A 19523-nucleotide genomic window follows, 5' to 3' on the forward strand; every position below is an offset into this window, starting at 1 on the left:
TTTTATCTAAATGAAATTAAAAAAAACATATTCTTACGCCATAGGTTCTGCCATTTACCTTACATTACTTTCTGTGGCTGTGGCTATTATTTCTTACTTTTTTATTGTAAAACATTTAGGCATAAACACTGTAATTATATCTGTTATTGCTGTTTTTTTAATTTCTTTTTTTATCATACAATACAGAGCAGAACATTTTATTTACAGAAGATTAAAAAAAATATACCAAGACGTTTCCATTTTAGATGTTAACGACTTAAAAAAGGAATCTGCCACCACAGATATAGATCAACTGTCTAAAAGTGTACAAAAATATGTAGAAGGTAAAAGTTTAGAAATTAAAAGTTTAACCGATAGAGATTCTTTTAGAAGAGATTTTTTAGGAAACGTAGCGCACGAACTTAAAACACCACTTTTTACTGTACAAGGTTATGTTTTAACGCTTTTAGAAGGTGCTATAGATGACAAAGACATTCGTTTAAAATATTTAGATCGTGCTAATAAAGGTATTGAAAGACTTGTAGCTGTAACTAAAGATTTAGATATGATTGCTAAACTAGAAACCAATGAAGTAAAGGTAAATAAAGAAGTTTTTAATATCTTAGAAATCATACAAAGTGTGTTTGATTTATTTGAAATGAAAGCCAAAAAACGAAATATTACCTTAAAATTTGACCGTGTTTATGAATTTCCGTTTTTTGTTGTTGGTGATATAGAGAAAATAGAGCAAGTTTTAATTAATCTTATAGTAAACTCTATAAAGTATGGTAAACCCAATGGCACTACTGTAGTTTCTGTAAGTAATTATAAAGACCAAACTTTTATTGTAAGGGTAATTGATAACGGAGAAGGTATTAAAGAACAACATTTACCACGCCTTTTTGAACGTTTTTATAGAGTAGACCAAAGTAGATCTAGAGAACAAGGTGGCTCTGGCTTGGGCTTATCTATAGTAAAGCATATTATAGAAGCTCACAATCAAAAATTGCTTTTAAAAAGTACTTATGGTGAAGGCTCTGAGTTTTCATTTACTATGGAAAAGGCCAAATAAATCTGTATTAAACAGGTTGGTTTCTGTTTTTAATCCTTTATATTCTGTTATTTTTGCTAACTTTTCTAAAGTGAAATCTGCTAAGTTACAACTTGGTGCAATTTTATTATTTTGTAAATACTTGGCTAAATATTCTTGTTCTGGTTGATTTTTTGTTGGAATAAAGAATACTTTTTTGTGCAAAACAGCCAAATCCATTATAGACGAATAACCAGATCTGCAAACTACAATTTTTGATGCGTTTATTGTTTTTTGTAATTGGCTACTCAACATAAAGTTGTAAAAAGTATTGTGATGCTGTTTCCATTTTTTTTGCACAGCTGCCACTTTACCCAAAACAAAAACTATAGTTCTGGTATCGTTTTTAAAAATCTCTTTTAATTTGTCTTCAAAATAAGTTCTATTGGGTTCTGCACCAGAAATTAAAACTAAAATATCTATAGTTTTAGGTACTTCTTCTTTTTGAAATCTGCTTAAAACACCTATAAATTTTTGGTGTTTTATTTTTTTTGAAATTGATAATTTTCCTGAAAACTCTGAATTATTATCTGGCACCCAACATTGGTTATATTTTTTAGTAATATTTTGATGAATTTTACTAGAAAAATAGGTGGTAAAGCCAGATAAAACATTTATTTGATGGGTAATGTAAACGGAAGGTACTTTTTTACTTCTTACACCAAAGCGGTTATCTGAAATAATACCAATTACGTTTTTATCTTGGTTTACATAGTTTGTAATTTCTTTGTTTTCTTGCTGTATAGTTCTTAAAATACGTGGAGCTTTTAAAAGTAAATTTAGTTTTAAATTTTTACTGTAAGTTATATTATAAGCTGGTAACTCTAAGAATTGTAAAGTAGGAAATTCTTTTTTTAAATACCACAATGCAGCACCATCTGATGCTATTATAGGAACCAAATTGGTTTTAATTAATGCCTTTATAATGGGTATACAACGTGTTGCATGACCTAAACCCCAATTTAAAGGTGCAATAATTATTTTGTTTTTAGTAGTATTCATTTTATTATGGCATAAAGCTACCAAATTTTTAAAGAAGAACTACACCCAGGTTTTTAACTATTGTTTTTTAAAAAGTGCGTTAAGGATTGAAATGGCATCCTTTTTAATGCTTCTCTGGTTTCAGTAGCTTTCTTAAAAATACATTCCTAATTCTTTTGGTAGCTACTGAAATACATTAAAAATAATTAAAAAGATATAATGGAAAGCCTGTAAAACGCCCAAATAAATAGGTTTTTAAACCAAATCGAAACCAATGTCTTTTCTAAAGTTCATTTTATCGAACTTAATTTGATTGATGCTTTTGTAACTCTTTTCTAAGGCTTCTTCTATGGTATTGCCAAAAGAGGTTACTGCCATTACGCGCCCACCACTTGTTACTACTTTATTGTCTTTTATGGTTGTACCTGCATGAAAAACAGTAGATTCTGTTACATTATTAAAGCCTGTAATTTCTTTATTTTTTTGATATGCTTCTGGGTAACCACCAGATACTAACATTACTGTAGTGGCTGTTTTTGGTGTTACTTTAAAGCTTTTTTCGTTTAAATTTTGATTGGCAACACCGTCAAATAAATCAAATAAATCTGATTCTATTCTTGGTAAAACTACTTCTGTTTCTGGATCTCCCATTCTAACATTGTATTCTACTACAGAAGGGTTTCCATTGTCATTCATTAAACCTATAAAAATAAAACCTCTGTAATCTATACCGTCTTTTTGCAAGCCGTTTATGGTTGGTTTTACTACGAGTTGTTCTACTTTATCTAAAAAAGCAGTATCTGCAAATGGTACTGGAGAAATTGCGCCCATACCACCTGTGTTTAAGCCAGTATCTCCTTCGCCAATTCTTTTGTAATCTTTTGCTGATGGTAAAATTTTATAATTTTTACCGTCTGTTAATACAAAAACAGACAATTCTATTCCTTTTAAAAATTCTTCTATTACCACTGTTGTAGAGGCTTCACCAAATTTTTTGTTAGAGACCATTTCTTCTAATTCTTGTTTTGCTTCTGTTAAAGAGTTTAAAATTAAAACGCCTTTACCTGCTGCTAAACCATCTGCTTTTAAGACAAATGGTGGTTCTAATGTTTCTAAAAAAGCAAAACCTTCTTGTAAATTTTCTTTGGTAAAAGATTTATATTTGGCTGTTGGTACACCATGTTTTTGCATAAATTGTTTCGAAAAATCTTTACTTCCTTCTAAAGTTGCACCATCTTTTTTAGGGCCAATTACAGGAATATTTTTAAGGGTTGCATCTGATAGAAAAAAATCGTGCACGCCAGCTACTAATGGTGCTTCTGGCCCAACAACTACCATTTTAATATTGTTTTCTAAAACGGTTTTTTTTACGGCTTCAAAATCTGTTGGATTGATATTTATATTGGTTGCAATTTTGTCTGTACCTGCATTTCCTGGCGCTACAAAAACCTGATTTACTTTTGTACTTGCTACTAATTTTATTGTAAACGCGTGTTCTCTACCTCCAGAACCTAAAATAAGAATATTCATTTGTGTTGTGTTGTTGTGGTGCAAATATATTTTAAAAAAACTTGGTTACCTAAAACCCCACTTTAAAAAATATTTTATTGCAGAGGAAAGATGATAGAAAAATAGTTTTGTGTTTTTTGATGACCCTTTTTTTAAAACGTGTGTAATTTCTTCACTAGGAAAATAAAGTTTTTTCATGCCAATAACATCTATTTTTTTACAAATATCAACATCCTCCATGTATAAAAAATAACGTTTATCAAAACCATTTATATCAACTAAATAGCTAGTTTTATAAATATGAAAACAACCTGTTATATATTCTGGATTGAAAGTTTTTAATAAATCTCTATCGTGATATTCTCCCTTTTGGATAATATCCAAGAAATAGGGTTTTAAAAAACCAAATCTTCTTACTAACAGCTCAAAAGGACTTGGGTAACGCCTGCAAGAGAATTGGTGTTTGCCATTTGGAAAAACTACTTTTGGGGCAATCATTGCTACATCATTAAAATTCTCTAATACTTTTAAAAGTTTTGGTATTAAATTATTTTTAAATTTAACATCCGGATTTAGTATTAAATGGTATTTAGAAAAATCTCTAATTTCAGAAATAATTTTATTATGACCGTTTCCAAAACCAATATTCTCTTTAATTGCGATATATTTTACATCTTTCGTCTCTAACTTACCCTCGTAAAACTTATTTTTTGTGTTATCAATTAAAAATAGTTTTTTGGAAAGAGGTGTAGATAAGAAACACTGTATAGTTCTAATAACCTCATTTAGATTTTCTTTATACAACACAATTGATGCTGTTACAATTACTTGATTATTCATTATTAATAAGCTTTATCTTCCCCTTTAAAAACATTTAAAACTGTTTGAAAAACAATTTTAACATCTAAAAAAAATGACCAATTTTCTATATAAAAAACATCTAATCTAACTCTATTTTCAATGTCAGATTTTTTTCTAATTGCCCCTCTGTATCCACTAATTTGAGCTAGACCTGTAATACCTGGTTTCACTTCATAACGTTTTAAGTAATTATTAACTTCTTTTTCGAATTGAAGAGATTGCTTATTCATATGAGGTCTTGGACCAACAACACTCATATCTCCTAAAAAAACATTAAAAAACTGTGGGAGCTCATCAATACTTGTTTTTCTTAAAAAACTTCCAACTTTAGTAACTCTTGTATCATTTTTTGAAACTTGTTTATTATCAGAATATTTATTTACACTCATAGATCTAAATTTATAACAAGAAAAATTAACACCGTTAATTCCTGATCTATCTTGATAGAAAAACAAGGGCCCTTTTGAGTCTATTTTTATAATTATAAATAAAATTGGAATTAACCATGAAAGCACAAAAAGTATAATTAAAATTGAGAATAAAATATCAAAAACCCTTTTTATTATTTGTGTTTCTAACAACTCAAAAGGTAATTTTTTGGGATTTAATACAGGTAAAACTCCATAATATTCAACATCAAAGTTTTTACTATATAATTCTTTAAAATCTGGAATTAATTTGAAGCTAATTCTGAACTGAATAGATAGTTGTCTTATTTTTCTTATGGAATCTTTATCTACAGACGACGAACAATAAATTTCATCAACATTTTTAGAGGCAATATATTTAAAAATAGTTTTTGTTTCCCCTAAAAATTCTTTGGAATTTGATTTTGTTTCAGAAAAAAATCCGAAATAATTATATCCATAATTTTCTTCTGATTTAAAAAAATTAATGATTTTTTTTGAAGAAGCATCTAAACCTACAACAACTACATTCCTATAATTATTACCTAACTCTCTATAAAATCTTAAACTATAATAAAAAAGAAACTTTAATATAAAAACACCAACAGCTATAGAAGCAAAAACAACAAATTGATTGTTTACAATTTCTCCTTCTCTAAACAAACCAAAATAAGAAAAGTAAGCTAAAAAAAAGACACTAATTTGAGTTAAATATAAAATCAAAATTTTTACAACATGAGTAACTCTTGTAATTTTATAATATTTATTTAAATAAGCAATTACAAACCAATTTACGTTTGTATATATGATAAAAAAAACACTTTGAAATTCTTTGTCTGATATCCAGAAAAAAATAATATTAATGAATAAAAAATCAATTAATACGTTTATGGGTTTTAGTAAAAAGGAATATTTTTTTTTCAAGAGTAGAATTCTTTAATTTTTTTATTTACAAAATTTTGAAACTCCCTTTCAAAACGTTCTGTATTAAATCTTTTTGCATTATTCCTTATTGCTTCAGGATTAAAAGTCTTTTTTTCAAATTGCTTAATTGCGTTAATAATATCAATTAAAGATTGATGATCAAAAAAGATACCTGTTTCATTTTCGATGACAGTTTCTGTTAACCCACCTTTTCGATATGCAATTATAGGTGTACCACAGCTTTGAGCTTCTACGGGTAAAATACCAAAATCCTCATCTGCTGCATATACCATAGCCTTGGCTTTTTGAAGTGTTTTTACTAGAATAGAGAATTTTTGAGCGCCCAATATTTCAATATTTTTAGTTGCAAGTTTCTTAATCTTCTTCATTTCTGGACCATCCCCAATAACTTTTAGCTTTCTATTTGGCATTAAAGTAAAAGCTTCTACAATTAAAGCAATTTTCTTATAAGAAACTAATCTTGAAGCAGCAACATAGTAATTTTCCTTATTTACTTCTAATTTAAAATCTTTAATATTAACTGGAGGATATATTACAGTAGCTTCTCTATTATAAATTTTTTTAATTCTTTTAGCTATATAATGAGAATTAGCTACAAATTCATCTACTCTATTACTAGAAATCATATCCCAAGCTCGAATTTTATGTAAAACTCTTTTAGCATATATAGACCTTAAACCAGAAGTTAAATTTTTATCTCTGAAGTATTCGTGATACAAATCCCAAGCATAACGTGCTGGGGAATGACAATAACAAATATGAAGTTGATTCTGATTTGTAATTACCCCTTTAGCTATTGATGCTGAAGATGAAATTATTAAATCGTAATTACCTAAATCAAACTGTTCTATTGCATAAGGAAATAACTGTAAAAATTTCCGATGGTTTTTTTTTACAGTTGGTAAACTTTGGATAAAGCTAGTATTTACATTTTTTTTCTTTAAAATAAAATCTCTATCCTTTTCAGATAAAAAATCAATTAAAGAATAATGATCAAAATCCTTCCAGATATTAGTGAAAGAATGTACAACTTTTTCTGCACCTCCATTTGTGTAATACCAATCGTGAACTAATGCTTTTTTCATATTTTTTTTTAAAAAAAGTTTAATTTTTAATTTAAAGCTTCTTTTTTAATTAAACCAGTTAAGTTACATTTGAATTCTCATATATTTAACCTATAATGATTGTTATTAATGCTCGATTTTTAACCCACAAAACTACAGGTGTAGAAAGATATGCTATTGAAATGTGCAAAAGAATATCTAAGAATATTGGTAATCATAAGGTTATATTTGTCGCTCCAAAAGGTAAACTTAACAAAATTGATGGATTAAACAATATTATAATAAAACAATTTGGATTTTTTAAAGGACCTATTTGGGAACAGATAGATTTATTTCTATTTTTAAAAAGAAATAAAAGTCCTCTTTTATTAAATTTTAGTGGTATTGGACCTGCCATTTATGAGAACAAAATTGTTTATTTACACGATTTGGCTTTCAAACACCATCCAGAAAACTTTTCTTTTTTATTTCAAAAAATTTACAACGTATTAATTCCGATTAGTATAAGAAAATCAAAAAAGATTATAACTGTTAGTAAATTCGTTAAACAAGACATAATAACCAATTATGGATTAACAAATATTGAAGTAATATATGGTTCCCAATCCGGTAAATTTAAAAATTTAAGTTTAAAAAGAGAGAAAATTATCTTAGCTGTTTCTTCTCTAGATCCAAGAAAAAACTTTAACCGAATTATAAAAGCTTACCAGAAATTAGAAACAGATTATAAATTAGTTTTTGTAGGTTCAAATTCTAAAGCTTTCTCAAAAATAATAATTGACAATAATTACAACGATAAAAATATAATTTTTACGGGATATTTAACTGATAAAGATTTGGTTAAAATGTACAATAAAGCAAGTATTTTTATTTATGCTTCTCTTTTTGAAGGGTTTGGAATACCACCACTTGAGGCGCAATCCTGTGGTTGTCCATGTATTGTTTCAAACCTTACTTCTATTCCAGAAATATGCAACAACTCTGTTATGTATTGTAATCCTTTTTCTGTTAAAGACATTGCAGATAAAATAGAAGATCTTATAATTGATAAGAAAAAAAGAGAAGAACTGGTAAAAAAGGGTTTTGAGAATATAAAAAAATATAGTTGGGATGCATCTGCAAATAAATTATTAGCTGTTATTAAAAAAGAAATTATGTAGCTTTTAGCCCTCTATTATAGTATAATAATGCAATAAAGAAAAAGAAAAATACAACTCCATCTGATCTTTCTAATAAGTTTTCTGAAATAAAAACTATAGATGAGGAGCAAATTAAATAAAACATTTTAATATTTAAAGTACGAATAGATTTTATAAAAATATTTACAATAAAAACTATAAAACCTACAAAACCCATAAAACCAGCACTAATCCAAAAAAAAGCATATTGGTTATGGGAGTTATAATCTCGCCAAGTATATACTTTGGCTCCAATTTTATTTGAGTAACAGTAATTTAGTTCGTCTTGAATATCTCCAACACCCACTCCTATAAAAATATTTTCTTTAATGACTTGAAAATCACAAAAATAAACACCATTTCTAACATTGGAAGAGTCAAAACGATCTGATCCAAATTTTTGATTTGGAATAGAAACCCCATTGTTGTAGTATTCTTTAAACCTAGTAGAGATTGGGTTTTTAAACAAAAGTAAAACACTAAAAGCTAACGGGATTGATAGGAATAATAAAACTTTCTTTTTCTTTGATAATTTAGAAAATATAAATACTGTTAAGCTTATTGTAACTAAAAAAGCTAATAAAGGCATTCTAGCAGATATTAAATATAACCACACTACTAAAAGTATAATAGAGATTGTTGCCAAAAACTTAAAGATATTTTTTTTAAAATTTTTAATATTTAAACCTAAAATAAATAATGAAAATGAAATCCATAAACCTTGATATGTTGTATGGGTATTAGATTTTTGTATAATAAAGTTTCTAAATCTTCTAAGTTTTATTTGATCTAACTTTGTTTTACTTATTTCTTCTATCGATTTAAATCCGTTAGATTTAATTTCACTTGGAGTAATGTTTTGAAATAATGTATCGAAATTTATGAAAACAGAAATTGCTTGATAAAATATAAGAAATAAAACAGATAATAAAAAAGTGTAAATAACATACGATATTAATTTTTTACTAAATAAATTTCTATTCAAATAAAATACTAGAGGAAAAATTAAAAAAGACACCATCTTTACGAGTAAAGAAATACCATAATTTAAATTTTTGGAGTAAAATAAAGTTACACATAGAATTAAAAAAGGGAATATTAATAATAAAACATCTTTTCTGAGTTTATTTTTTTTGTTATTTAAAAAGAAATAAATGCCAAAAATTGCCCATAAAAAAGTAAGCACACTCCTTATTCCAAATGTTAAAATTGGAAAAGCAGCTATTAACAAAGTTAACGCAATAAACATTTTTCTTAACTTCTCATTCATTCTTTTGTATTATATAATACAGTTAAATCTTCTTGTATTTTTAAAAAGAATAGTGGAAACAAACTTAAAAAAACTAAACTTTGAGAAAGGTTCACAAAAAAACCTGCAATAAAAAATGAAATTAAAATAAATATAGACTTATTGTTTTTTAAACTTTTTTCTAAAATAAAAAAAACAGTAAGTAAAACACCTATAATACCAGAGGAAAATAAAAGAAAAAGCCAGTAACTATCTATAGTTCCTATAAAACCTTGTCCTCTTGCTCCTCCTCCTACTTTACCTATTTCTGCTCCAAAAATAAAACTATAGTCAACATTAGTATTATTTGCCCAAAGATAAAACCTATGATATAAAGAGGCAGTAGAGAGTATATTATATTTTGAAAGAATAATTATGGAAACTATTAAAATTGGAATTCCAATTTTAAATATCAATACTAATATTTTTAAATTTTTCTTTTGAATGAAAAATTTTAAAAATTCATATAATAAGAAAACAAGGTATGCACTTCTAACAAAAGAAAAAAACAAAGGAAATAAGGCTATATACTTAATTTTATTAAAGTTTTTGTCTTGATCCATTAACAAATAACTTATAACGCTAAAATAACTAACAGAAGCAGCGTCACCAATTAATGCTGGAGATCTCCAAAATTTATAAAAGTTAGTTATCTTAAATTTATATTCTGGATCTATACCCCATCTGTATCTATCCGTAATCATAATCATAAATTTTACTGGCCCTAAATAATTGGTTAAAAAAATAAAAAGAGAGTTTAACAAAAGTAAAATTAGCATCAAATTCAGTACTATTCTAAAGTATTTCCTTTCTATTTCTATTTGACTAAAAATAAATATTAGAATAAAAAGAAAATAAACTTCTCTAAAAACAATATATCCGGTTTCTAAACCATCAACTTTAAATATCATTACTAAAAAAAGGACAAAAAAGTATATAAAAAATATGATATCTAAGGTGGATATTTTTATTTTCTTTATGGCTTTAAGAATAAAAAAAGCTACAACTAAAATAAACGAAATTGGATGTAATATTTTTTTTAATTCCCAATTACCCAAATATTTAAAAATAATAAAAAATAAAACTCCTTGAGTTGATAAAATTTGAAGAATAATAGACCAATAAAATATTTTTTTTATTTTAACTTTCATTAGTCTTTGTTTATAACTTTATTAAAAACATTACTATAAGATTCTATAGTTTTTGATTTATTAAATTTGTAGAGAAATTCTTCATCAAATTTAAAATTATCTAAAAAACTCTTATTAGAAATTATTTTTTTTATGAGAATATTCAATTCACTTTCTATAGGGTTGAATAAGAATTCTTTGTTGTTAGACAACAGTTCCGAGATTCCACCTCTACAACTTCCTAAAACAGGTTTTTTATTAAAAATACTTTCTATTACCACTCTTCCAAATGGTTCATTCCATAAAGAGGGAGTTATCAATACATCTATTTTTTTAAAAAAAGTAGCGCTATTAACATAACCTAAATACTCAATGTTTTTAGAGTTATTGATAGATTCTAAATATTCTAAATAGTTTACATCTACTTTTCCTGCTATTAATAGTTTCCAGTTAGTAACTTTTAAATTTAGAAAACTTTTTAGGAGTAACTCAATACCTTTTGTTTTATTTATTTGACCAATAAATCCAAAAACTATTCCATCTGTTTTATGAATTGGATTCGTTTTCTCAATATCAAATCCATTATAAATTACTTGACTAGGGGTGTCCTTGAAATAATTATTTTTAAGATGATCATTCAATATATATTCACTTATACCTATTACAAAATCTACTTTTGCTGTATTTTTCTTTTTAAAAACGGATAAAACATTACAGTCAAAACATAACTTTTCGCAATTTTTACCTTCACGAAACTTTACTGTTTTAGGACATTGTAAATAATAATCTCTTAAAGTATGTACTATTTTTATATTTAATGTTTTTGCAATAGACCACACTCTAGTAGAAAACCCTGCTAAGTTATTAGTTAACAGAATGTCTGGTTTAAATGAAATTAAAATATTTTTTATTTTTAAATCGTATTTTTTGTTAGACACATCTCTTATATGCCATTCTAACTTATCAAATTTATTACTAGTATTAACACCAAAAGGCCAATACTTATTTTTTAACTTAAGAACGTTTACAGAAACACCATTTAATTCAAAAAATTTATTTTCTTTACCTAATGTAATTACTAAAACTTTATTTCCTAAATTACTAAAACCTTCTGCAAGGGTTTGAACAGATTTTTCTGCTCCACCAATAGAATAAGGTGCATAAAGGGTGTTAACGATAATTATTCTCATTAATAATTTTCTAAATTATTATTATTTGCATCACTAAGAGCCCTCTTAAAAACTTTAAAATTTTTACTTCTAAATGAAAATAAAAATAAAATTACACTAAATAAATTTTTATTTAAGTTATAAATAAGTTTATTACTTATTAAATATTCTTTCTCAAAAATCATTCTATTTCTTATGGTATAATAAACTCTAAATGGTGGAGCATTTTTTATTTTTGTGAAAATTGTTTTTTCTTTATTCTTTATTGCCCAAGAGGTATCTATATCATCTATAACACTATCTAAAACTATAAAAATTTTATTTCCCTGTTTAGTTATCCTGTATGTCCAATCATGATCATCTGAATACAAATAAAACTTCTCATTTGGATAGCCAATTTTATTGAGTAATTTTTTATGAAATAAAAGACCTCCATAAGGTGCGTAAGCTATTTCTCCAAATGAATTATTTACACTTTTTTTAGGTCTTGAGACTAACTTTAAAATTTTATCTTTAAGGTGAAATCCAGAAAAACTGTTTTTCTTACTTAAAACAATAGTAGGATCTTGATAAATAACAGCATCTTTGTATTGATATCTATCTGGTCTGTAAGATAATATTGCCGAAACATTTTTAGGTTTATTATCCCAAAAACCTTTAAGAATACTTAAAGCGTTTTTTCTGGGTTTATTGTCATCATCTAAGAGCCAAATATATTCGTTATCTATCTGATTAGCTCTTTTTAAACCTTGTTTATAAGCTTTTGCAGAACCTAAATTGGTTTTGTTTGATATTAATTCTAACTTTTTATTCTTATTTACAAAGTTTTTTATTTTAACGCTACTGTTTTCATCAGAATTATTATCAACTACAACAATATTATTTACACCAGACTCTAAACATGATTCTAACACCTGTTTTAACAAGTGAAACCTATTAGAATACGTTACTATAACTACTGTAACTTTCATTTAGTTTGTTTTATATTTTGTTAAAAAGGAAGTGTTAAAATACCTGTTCTTTTTTTTACAATAATTACTCTTAAAATATTTTCACCAGCAATAGTTAAACTAGTTGCAATGGCAGCTCCAAGGATTCCATAAAGCTGAATAAATATAAAATTTAATACAATATTAATCAATAAAAAAACACCAGAAATATAACTAAATACTTTCTCATTTCCACTCATAATTAATAAAACACCTGAACAACCAGTTGATATATTAATAAATTGACCAAAACAAAGAATCATTAGAGAATAATAAGCTTCAATAAACTCTTCTCCCCAAAAAGTTAAAATATATTTACCAAAAAGAATAAAAAATAAAGTTGATACAAGACCAATAATTATTAGCCAAAAAGTAACTTTCTTTACTATACTTGAGACTTCACCAATTTTTTTATTTGCATACAAAGCCGCAATTTTTGGTGAAAGAACAGAATTTGTTATTTGTAAAAAAAAAGCAATAAATAGTACTAATCTAGTTGCTACTGTATATAAACCTACATTCTTTGAACTACTTAGCCAACCAAGCATAATTATATCTACAGATGACAAAAGTAATGTAGTTGCAGAAACAAATAATAATGGTTTAGCCATTTTTATCATTGATTTATCTATTGAATCTATTAAAAATATAGGCTTATATAATTCTCTCAAGTATATGAGAGATATTAAAAAGGTTATAAACCTACTTATTGTGTAAATTATTATAACATTTAATAAATTAATTTTAACTTCAAATAAAACAAATAGTAAAAGACCTAATAAAACAAAAATTGAAGTTAAAAAATCTTTAAGAAGCCTACTTTGCCAAACCTTGCTAAAACCATTTATTGCAGAAGCAAATACATTACTCATTGTTTGTGGTATTATAACCAAACTAGAAATAATTAAAGGTGTTTTTAGTTCTTTACATGAAAAAAAAAAAGAAACTTGTTCTATGCTAAAAAAAAGAAGTAATGATAAAGAAAAAGCTATAATTGTGGTAATATATAAGGCAGTAAAAATTGTTCTTCCTATCGATGTTGAATCTTTTCTAAATAAATAAATCGAAATGTTTTTCACTAAGACATGGTCCATACCAAACATTGTGAAAACTAAAATAATTGTTATAATTTGATTTATTAAATTGATATCTCCTAACCCTGAAGCTCCTAATTCTCTTCCCAAAAAAATACTTGCAATCAATCTTGAAGAAATACCTACAACTTGTATAATTGTTGCTTTTGATGATTTTAAAAGAATATCTTTTATGTACTTATCCAAAGTAAAGCTTTTTTATCTAATAGTTTTATCTATGTTTGGTAGTATTCCATCTTTTTCAGACAAAACAACCTCACTTTCCTTCAATTTCCAATCTATCCCTAAACTTCTATCATTATAAATAATCCCAAATTCTGATTCTTTGTTATAAAAATTATCTACTTTATAAGAAAAAATAGTTTGGTCTTCTAAAGCAACAAAACCATGTAAAAACCCTCTAGGAACAAACAATTGTTTGTTGTTTTCTCCTGATAATTCAATGGAAAAATGTTGTCCGAATGTTGGTGAATTTTCTCTAAAATCTACAGCAACATCTAGTACTTTCCCTTTTATAACTCTTACCAATTTTGCTTGGGCAAAATCTCCTGTTTGCAAATGCAAACCTCTTAAAACACCTCTTTGAGAAATAGATTGATTGTCTTGCAGAAAATTAACCGCCAAACCTGTCTTTTGCTGAAAAGTCTGTTTATTAAAAGTCTCTATAAAACTACCTCTTTTATCTCCAAAAACATTTGGCTCTAAAACAAAACAATCCTTTAAAAAAGTTTCTGTTACCTTCATTTAATATCTGATGAATTATTTACTTTTTGTAATTACTTAAAAATGTATTTATTTTTAAGAAAACTAAAATAAAAAACATGAAAAGTGCGCCTAGTAAACCAAATTGCACTGCTTTATTTTTTGTGATTCCTTTAAGCTCATAACCTATTGGTTGAAAGTTAGCAATTACATTTATTACCTCATATTCCTCAGATTTATCTTCTATAACCTCTTGTAATTCTGAATTCAATTTTTTATTTGTTTCAAATAAGTCTAACTCCTTAGTTCTACTTTTTACGCCACCCAAATCTATATTTGTTCCAGTACTTAGTTTTTTAGCTTCATCTAGCATTACTTGCATATAAACTCTTCTTAAAGAATCTACTTGACTTAAATTTTGTCTTAAAAGAGAATCTGTTCTGTTTAAATTTTCATTCGTTAATTCTTTCTTTCGATTAAAGTATTTGTTTTTTACAACAGAATTTAAAATAACCTCGCCTAACTTAGTAAAAACATCATTTTTTTCTGCTAAAACATTAATTTTATGAACCTTATAATCTAATTCTTTAAAAGATGTTTTAAAATCTTCAAAATCATAACTTTTTACTGTAGTTGTGTCTACAGAAGTAATAAAATCATCATAAGAATTAATTATATCTAAACCATTTATTACTGGTTCTATGGTAAAACTCTTTAATGACGCAGCAGTTGCTTTATCTAAATTAAATGTTTTTTGAAGACCTAGTGTATCTTTCTGTTTTACAAGATCGTTGTAGTAGTTAATGTTGTTGTATAACTGATTTACACTTTCAAAATTTGGCTTTACCAATAAATCAGAGCCGTATTTTGTTGGTGATTTTACTTGAAAAAACAATCCTATAGCAAACCCAACTACGGTTGCAATTCCTATTTTTATAATATTTTCTTTAACAAAAATTAAAACGGAAATAAATGCATGAAAAATGCCTTTAAAAATACTTCCAATAAAATTAAAGAGTTTAGAGAAACCTTTACCTATAATTACAAATAAAGAACCCAAATCTACTTCTTCGTTATTATTTAAATTGTTTGTGTTGGTTGACATTGTATTTTTTAATCTAAATTATTAAATATTTGTTCTAATATTTTTTGAGTTATGGCGTAAGTTGGTGTTACACCTGTTAACCCTAAACCACCAGACGCTAGTGTGGCTCCCGTTTCTAACGGGTTATCTGACGCATAATAAGCATACCTTACTTTTACGTCTTCTGCTATTGTTTTTCTAATCTTAGATGCAGATTGTATGGCTTTTTGGTAATGTGCACCTTCCATTTCTAAGCCAATTACGTTCCAGGTAGAATCGTAAAAAAACTTTAATAAATCTTTATTTTGTAAAGAGGTTCCTAAAACTGAAATCATAGATCCATCAAAAACATCAATTCCAAAACCCTCTAAATCTTCTTTAGAAAGTTGGTTTTTAAAAGGGTAATTATCTGCTGTTCCTTCAAAAATATGTGCAGATGGTATCATAATATCACCTTTACCACCTTCTAAAATTCCTGCTTTACCCATTATAGATACAGATTTTACGTCTAAAAAAGTATCTGTGTTTTTTTCACAGGTATAGGGTTTTAAAAGTTCGTCCATAGTTTCGTAAGCCTGCTCACCAAAAGCATAATCCATTACCACTAAAACTGCATTGTCTTTTATATTTTCTTTTCTATTAAACGATAAAACATTAAAGTTTATTTTAGAAGTATCTATAATTTGAACATTAATATTGGTACCTGAAGTATCTTTTATATAAAGCAACCCATTTTTAGAAGCAAAATCTTTTACTTTTTTCTGTAAAGGCTTACTATTTTCTTCACTTAATAACTGATAAATTTTAAAACCTTCTAAATTTTCTGCTTCTTTTGCTAATGCATTTTTTGCATACACAGAATTTAAAACACTGTGCATATTTGCGCTAATTATATGTATTGGTCTTTCTAATAAATTATTATTTTTTAAAACCTTTTTAATATTATTTGCCCAAATTTCTCCGTAAATATGATGACCTATTTCTTCTACTAAAACAGAACTAAAAGTAACCGTTCTTTTTTTGTTTTCTAAAACTTCATTTATTGCCAATTTACCTAACCAATAAATCAATTGAAAAAAACGATTTGGATTTTTCGTTGTAGCAAAATTGGTATAAATTTTAGCAACTTCATCAAACGTTCTTCCTAAAATATTGGCCAAATGTACAAGAACCACTTCTATTTCTTCTCTAGAAATTTCTTTATGATAAATTACAATTTCTTCTAAATGTTTCCACTCTCTGGTAAAATCTTCACCATCATTAAGGGTAACTCTGTCTTGAATTTTGTGCGATTCTATAAATAAAAACGTCAAATGGGTAAGAATATCAAAAATCTCAGACCTTCCTCTGGTAATTTCTATATTCATTTGATCTTTATCTATTCTGTAACAATTTCTTCGCCTTTTAGGCGGAATTATAGCTTTAAAATGAGAATTTTTATAGCCTTCATCTGCTGTAAGATTTATAAATTGGCATTCTTCTATACCTTCTGGAAGTCTTTCTATAACATAACTTAAGCCGTTTAATTCTATTCTGTCTTCTGCAATAGAACCATAAATTTCTGGCCTTAATAATAGTAAAGATTTGCGCAACGTTTCTCCAGACACACCCATGGGTTTATAAAAACCTCTAGTAAATAAATGCCGCATAGAAATGTATAACTTTTCTATAGCATTTGTAGTTTCTTGTGCTCTTGTTCTGGTAATCTTTTTCAAGGAATTTTTACTTTTTAAGTTTGTAAATATACTATTATTTAGTTGATAATAGTTTGTTATACTTCCCTTGATTGTTTAATAATTCTACTGCTGTAGAGATGGTATTATCATTTACTAAATTATACTTATAAATACCTTCTTTATAAAAATATCGCTTTATAATTTCTGCTTGTAAAAGTGTTGTGATAATATCTTTATTTTCTGATATTTTTGCTACTTTTTCTTCAAATAATTTTTCTTTGATAGTATTGTATTCTTTAGCAATACTTGCAGATTTAGCCATATTATAAGCCTCTTTAAATAACTTTTCTTGAGGTGTAACAAAAGTGGTATCTTTCTTTAGATAATTTGTAAACTGCTTAAATTCTGAACTTTTAAACTCAAAATTTGCTAATTCTTCAATAGCAGGATTGGTGTAATAATAATTAGTTGCAAAATTAAAGATGGCTTTAGATTTTAATAAAGCATCGGTAACCTTGTTTCTATTTGTTGTATTTATCTCAACATCTGGTCTTACACCTCCACCATCGTAAACGGTTCTTCCGTTTTCTGTTTTAAATGTATTTACACCATTGTCTGAAAATTTAGGTATATTTCCTTTATCATCTCTATTGGTATAATCTAACTCTTGTATACACCTACCACTTGGTGTGTAGTATTTAGAAATGGTTAGTTTTAATTGTGTACCGTAGGTTAATTGTCTGTAACGTTGCACTAATCCTTTACCAAAAGAGCGTTTTCCTAGAATTACAGCTCTGTCATAATCTTGTAAAGAACCGCTTACAATTTCTGATGCCGATGCAGAACGTTCGTTTATTAAAACTACAATTGGTATTTCTAAATCTAAAGGCTCTTGCTTAGTTTTATAGGTGTTGCTCCATTTTTTAACTTTCGCTTTTGTAGTAACAATTACTTTATCTTTTGGTAAAAAGAAATTACAAATTCTTATAGACTCTAATAAAGAACCTCCAGGATTAGAACGCAAATCAAAAACTAGTTTTTGCATTCCTTGTTTTTTTAATTTACGATATGCTTTTTTTACTTCAGAAGACGCTTTCTCGTTAAAACGCGTTAAAGTTATGTAACCCGTTTCTTCGTCTATCATTTCTGCAAAAGGAACCGGGTTTATTACTACCTTATCTCTTGTAATTTCTTTAGTAGTTTTCTTGCCTTGCCTTTCTATTTCTGCTGTAAACTTACTATTAGGTGTGCCTTTTAAAAACATAGAAAGTTGGTCTCTTTTCATATTTTTAATAGATTGATTGTCTACAGAAACAATAACATCTCCTACTTTTAAACCAGCCTTATCTGCAGCATATCCTTTGTAAACTTCACTAATTTCTATACCTTTAGAGGTGTAATATACAGCTACACCAATGCCTCCATATTCTCCTGCTCTTCTAATTCTTGCAGTTTCTACATCTTGTTCATTATAAAAATTAGTGTACGGATCTAAATCTTTTAAGGTGTTTTTTATAGCCTTATTTGTTAATTCTGCAGGATTAATTTCATCTACATAATACATATTTAATTCTTTAAATAATGTATTGTAAATTTCTATTTGTTTAGCGACTTCAAAAAATTTAGATTTAAAAGAATAGGTTAAAAACGCAGTAACTATTAATAATAAAACAATAGTTTTCTTTTTAAAGTTGAATATCTTCATTTGTTGTTTTTTTAGTTTTTTCTACAAAAAGAGTAAGTAATTCCTCCATTTTTACAAATAAACTTTCATATTTAATTTCTTCTTTACCAATATACGAAATCATAAATACATAAGGTAAATCTAAATTATTGTAAACAATTTCTTTTTGTAAACGATAAGTTTCTCTCATTAACCTTTTAATACGATTTCTTTTTACGGCTAATTTAAAAATTCTTTTAGGCACAGAAACGCCCACTTGTGCAGGAAAATTAGAAGTGTGTTTGGTTTGAATGTACACCATTCTTAACGGAAATTTCTTTACAGAATTGCCTTCTGAATAGAGTTTTTCTATTAGTTTTCTACTTTTTAGACGTTCTTCTTTTCCTAACGTATTTTTCATTAGGACAAACTTAAAAGAAATGGTTTACTTTTTAACAATTTCTTGCATTTAACTTTAAAAAGAAATTAATTTTTGGTTCGGCATAAAATTAATCCATCAAATTAATAAATAAAACATTGTTATGATGTAAACAATCTATTTACAGAAGAAAACACGTTAATAAAAAAAACTACAAGGTTTGCGTGAAACTTAGAAATTTTAATAGGAAATTTTGGTTTAGACCCTTTAATGTAGAAAATAATAACCTTTAATTTAAGAAGCTGTTTTCAACAATATATTAGGGCATCGCTTGC

General features: G+C 26.7%; 17 protein-coding genes. 2 read left to right on the top strand and 15 right to left on the bottom strand.

The features are described 5' to 3' along the window. The first annotated feature begins 10 nt into the window (after positions 1–10). Entirely contained in the window at positions 11–1051 is a 1041-nt protein-coding gene (locus Q0762_RS10850; protein ID WP_298766823.1) for an ATP-binding protein, read from the top strand. On the opposite strand, the gene Q0762_RS10855 is transcribed toward Q0762_RS10850, so the two are convergent. The 5 genes from Q0762_RS10855 to Q0762_RS10875 form a co-directional block, all read right to left on the bottom strand. Then, positions 1025–2071 (bottom strand): glycosyltransferase, encoded by a 1047-nt coding sequence (locus tag Q0762_RS10855; RefSeq protein ID WP_298766825.1) that lies wholly within the window; start codon positions 2069–2071, stop codon positions 1025–1027. The genes Q0762_RS10850 and Q0762_RS10855 overlap by 27 nt on opposite strands. A gap of 234 nt (positions 2072–2305) precedes the next feature. After that, entirely contained in the window at positions 2306–3580 is a 1275-nt protein-coding gene (gene purD, locus Q0762_RS10860; protein WP_298766827.1) for a phosphoribosylamine--glycine ligase, read from the bottom strand. Positions 3581–3625: 45 nt separating this feature from the next. Then, positions 3626–4399, bottom strand: coding sequence for a glycosyltransferase family 2 protein (locus tag Q0762_RS10865; RefSeq protein WP_298766829.1), 774 nt, complete (start codon positions 4397–4399; stop codon positions 3626–3628). A gap of 2 nt (positions 4400–4401) precedes the next feature. Beyond that, entirely contained in the window at positions 4402–5751 is a 1350-nt protein-coding gene (locus tag Q0762_RS10870; RefSeq protein WP_298766831.1) for an exopolysaccharide biosynthesis polyprenyl glycosylphosphotransferase, read from the bottom strand. Continuing rightward, on the bottom strand, positions 5748–6857 hold the full coding sequence (locus Q0762_RS10875) for a glycosyltransferase (protein ID WP_298766832.1): 1110 nt from the start codon (positions 6855–6857) through the stop codon (positions 5748–5750). The genes Q0762_RS10870 and Q0762_RS10875 overlap by 4 nt, the downstream gene beginning before the upstream one ends. A gap of 95 nt (positions 6858–6952) precedes the next feature. On the opposite strand from Q0762_RS10875, the gene Q0762_RS10880 reads away from it, so the two are divergent. After that, positions 6953–7996 (top strand): glycosyltransferase family 1 protein, encoded by a 1044-nt coding sequence (locus Q0762_RS10880; protein WP_298766834.1) that lies wholly within the window; start codon positions 6953–6955, stop codon positions 7994–7996. Here Q0762_RS10880 and Q0762_RS10885 read toward each other — a convergent pair. The 10 genes from Q0762_RS10885 to rnpA all read right to left on the bottom strand — a co-directional run bounded on the left by Q0762_RS10885 (position 7989) and on the right by rnpA (position 19230). Continuing rightward, positions 7989–8999, bottom strand: a complete 1011-nt coding sequence (locus Q0762_RS10885) for an O-antigen ligase family protein (protein ID WP_298766835.1) — start codon at positions 8997–8999, stop codon at positions 7989–7991. The genes Q0762_RS10880 and Q0762_RS10885 overlap by 8 nt on opposite strands. A gap of 281 nt (positions 9000–9280) precedes the next feature. Continuing rightward, a complete protein-coding gene (locus tag Q0762_RS10890) occupies positions 9281–10006 on the bottom strand; it encodes a hypothetical protein (protein WP_298766836.1) in 726 nt (241 codons plus the stop codon). A 446-nt stretch (positions 10007–10452) separates the two neighbouring features. Next, positions 10453–11622: a glycosyltransferase family 4 protein gene (locus Q0762_RS10895; RefSeq protein ID WP_298766838.1), complete on the bottom strand. Its 1170-nt coding sequence runs from the start codon at positions 11620–11622 to the stop codon at positions 10453–10455. Next, entirely contained in the window at positions 11622–12572 is a 951-nt protein-coding gene (locus Q0762_RS10900) for a glycosyltransferase (RefSeq protein WP_298766841.1), read from the bottom strand. The genes Q0762_RS10895 and Q0762_RS10900 overlap by 1 nt, the downstream gene beginning before the upstream one ends. A 20-nt stretch (positions 12573–12592) precedes the next feature. Continuing rightward, entirely contained in the window at positions 12593–13870 is a 1278-nt protein-coding gene (locus Q0762_RS10905; RefSeq protein ID WP_298766843.1) for an oligosaccharide flippase family protein, read from the bottom strand. 12 nt (positions 13871–13882) lie between these two features. After that, positions 13883–14428 (bottom strand): dTDP-4-dehydrorhamnose 3,5-epimerase, encoded by a 546-nt coding sequence (gene rfbC, locus Q0762_RS10910; RefSeq protein ID WP_298766845.1) that lies wholly within the window; start codon positions 14426–14428, stop codon positions 13883–13885. A gap of 19 nt (positions 14429–14447) precedes the next feature. Then, entirely contained in the window at positions 14448–15491 is a 1044-nt protein-coding gene (locus Q0762_RS10915) for a hypothetical protein (RefSeq protein ID WP_298766847.1), read from the bottom strand. 8 nt (positions 15492–15499) lie between these two features. Then, the gene (locus Q0762_RS10920; RefSeq protein WP_298766849.1) at positions 15500–17185 is read right to left on the bottom strand and encodes a hypothetical protein; all 1686 of its coding nucleotides are present in this window, start codon (positions 17183–17185) and stop codon (positions 15500–15502) included. Between the two features lie 34 nt (positions 17186–17219). After that, positions 17220–18851, bottom strand: a complete 1632-nt coding sequence (locus Q0762_RS10925; protein WP_298766851.1) for a S41 family peptidase — start codon at positions 18849–18851, stop codon at positions 17220–17222. Then, positions 18832–19230, bottom strand: a complete 399-nt coding sequence (gene rnpA / locus Q0762_RS10930; protein WP_298766853.1) for a ribonuclease P protein component — start codon at positions 19228–19230, stop codon at positions 18832–18834. Before rnpA ends, Q0762_RS10925 begins: the two co-directional genes overlap by 20 nt. Positions 19231–19523: the final 293 nt, after the last annotated feature.

This window comes from uncultured Polaribacter sp. (assembly GCF_947495205.1).
GTDB lineage: Bacteria > Bacteroidota > Bacteroidia > Flavobacteriales > Flavobacteriaceae > Polaribacter.